At 74.9% G+C, this 2,062-nt stretch carries 3 protein-coding genes; all 3 read right to left on the bottom strand.

Translation table 11 applies throughout. From position 1 onward, the window contains the following. Positions 1-938, bottom strand: a 938-nt coding sequence (locus tag ACFV4N_RS43180; RefSeq protein ID WP_499678496.1) for a LacI family DNA-binding transcriptional regulator, incomplete at its 3' end; no start/stop codon positions are given. A 108-nt stretch (positions 939-1,046) separates the two neighbouring features. Continuing rightward, positions 1,047-1,367 (bottom strand): L-rhamnose mutarotase, encoded by a 321-nt coding sequence (locus ACFV4N_RS43175; RefSeq protein WP_499678495.1) that lies wholly within the window; start codon positions 1,365-1,367, stop codon positions 1,047-1,049. A 40-nt stretch (positions 1,368-1,407) separates the two neighbouring features. Then, positions 1,408-2,062 (bottom strand): DUF6807 family protein (locus ACFV4N_RS43170; protein WP_499678494.1); only part of this gene is annotated, 655 nt, incomplete at its 5' end.

Below are 2,062 nucleotides of genomic sequence, written 5' to 3'. Positions count from 1 at the left end.
GTCGTGCTCTCCGCGATCACCAGTTCGGCGGCGGTGCGGCCGAGCTGCTCGCGGGGCTGGCGCACCGAGGTGAGCGGCACGGCGGCGGCCGCGGCGAAGCCGATGTCGTCGTAGCCGACGACGGCGATGTCGTCGGGGACCCGGACCCCGGCCCGCACGAACACCTGGAGCACGCCCAGCGCCAGCAGGTCGTTGGCGCAGAACACCGCGTCCGGTCGGGTGGCGCGGGCCAGCAGCTGCTCCGCCGCGCGCTGCCCGGAGGCCACGTTGAGCGCGGGCACCTTCAGCTCCTCCAGCACCGACTCCGGCCGCCGGGCCTCGCGCACCGCGTCCACCGCGCCCTGGTGCCGCTGCCGGGCCTGGTGGAGGCGCGAGGGCCCGTTGACCATGGCGATGCGCTCGTAGCCCTCGGCCAGCAGGTGGGTCAGCGCCAGTTCGCCGCCCGCCCGGTCGTCCACGGCCACCGAGCACAGGTCGGGTTCCTCGGTGGGGTGGTCGAGCAGCACCACCGAGATGCCCCTGGCGCGCAGCCGCCGCACCGGGGCCAGGTCGGTGTCGACGGGGGTGATCAGCACGCCGTGGACGCGCTGCTCGGCCAGCAGTTCCACGTGGCGGGCCTCGCGTCGCGGCGACTCGTCGCTGTTGCACAGGATCACGGCGTGCCCGGCGTCGCCGGCGGCGTCCTCCACGCCGCGCGCCACGTCGGTGAAGAACGGGTTGCCCACGTCCAGCACGACCAGGCCGATGGCGCGCGGCGTGCCGGAGCGCAGTTGGCGGGCGGCGTCGTTGCGGACGAAGCCCAGTTCCTCGATCGCGCCCACCACCCGTTCCCTGGTGGCCGGCGCGACGACCTCGGGCCGGTTCAGGACGTTCGAGACGGTGCCCACGGACACCTTCGCGCGCGTCGCCACGTCGCGGATGCTCACCGGTGACCCCACCACGCCTCCTCGGTGGCAGAACAGGGTGTGGAAACGACGAGCCTACCGATCGGCGACACCGCCGGTCGGGCGCGGCGGGCGGGGGTGGCGGACGGGGGTGGCGCGGGGTCAGTCGAGGTGGAAGACCTCGGTGAGCGGTTTCATGGCCTCGTCGGGGTCCCTGCCGTCCAGGGCGGTGAAGTACTCGGCCATCTCCGCCTGCCACCGGTCGTTGACCTCGCGGTCGCGCATGCCGCGCCGGGCGGCGTCCCAGTCGGGGGTCTCCAGGTAGCCGACGAGGAGGCCGTCGTCGGCCAGGAAGAGGGTGTAGTTGCCCCAGCCGGTCTCCCGCAGCGCCTCGCGCATCTCCGGCCACACGTCGCGGTGCCGTTCGCGGTATTCCTCCAGGCGCTCCGGGCGGACCCGCAGCAGGAAGCACACACGTCGCACGCCTATCTCCGATCTCCGTCGTGCACGGGGGACTATAGAGTCAGGACTCCGGCCGCCAGCGGGCCCTCAGGTCCTCGGGGACGCGCACGCCGTCGTGGAACGCGGCGCGCACGGTGATCTCGCGCCGCCGGCCGGGTCCCAGCACCAGCGGCCGGTCCCAGGCGAGCGCCGAGCCGATGCCCTGGTACTGGCCGACCCGGACGAACCAGGGGTCGGTCGGTCCGGACAGCAGGGCCGTCCACGGCCGGCGCGGGTCGGTCACGACCACGGCCAGCCACGCGGCGGGGCGCCCGTTGACCTGCTCCTCCCCCGCGCCGTCGGGGGTGAGCACGTGCACGGTGGCGGGGTCGAGGTCGGGCAGGCGCCAGAACCAGCCGCCGTAGCCCGCGCCGGCGCGGCCCTTGCTGCCGGGGCTGTGGAGCACGACCTCGGTGTCGGCGGACAGCACGCTGGTCCACTCCAGCTCCCAGCCGCCCTCGACGAGCCGGCGGCGCACCCGTCGCCGCTCCTCGAGCAGCACCGCGCCGCCGGAGTCGCACCAGACCAGCTCGTCGGGGCCGACCTCGCGGACCACGCCCAGCTCGCCGGGCACGTACCCCCGGCCGGGGACGTAGTTGCGGCCGCCCCAGAGGTTGACGCCGTTGACGTCGGGCAGGGCCAGGCCGATGCCGCGGTGCCACGGGTGGTCGTCGGGG

Source organism: Actinosynnema sp. NPDC059797, assembly GCF_042732085.1.
Classification (GTDB): domain Bacteria; phylum Actinomycetota; class Actinomycetes; order Mycobacteriales; family Pseudonocardiaceae; genus Actinosynnema.
This window is presented reverse-complemented; position numbering and strand designations above follow the sequence as displayed.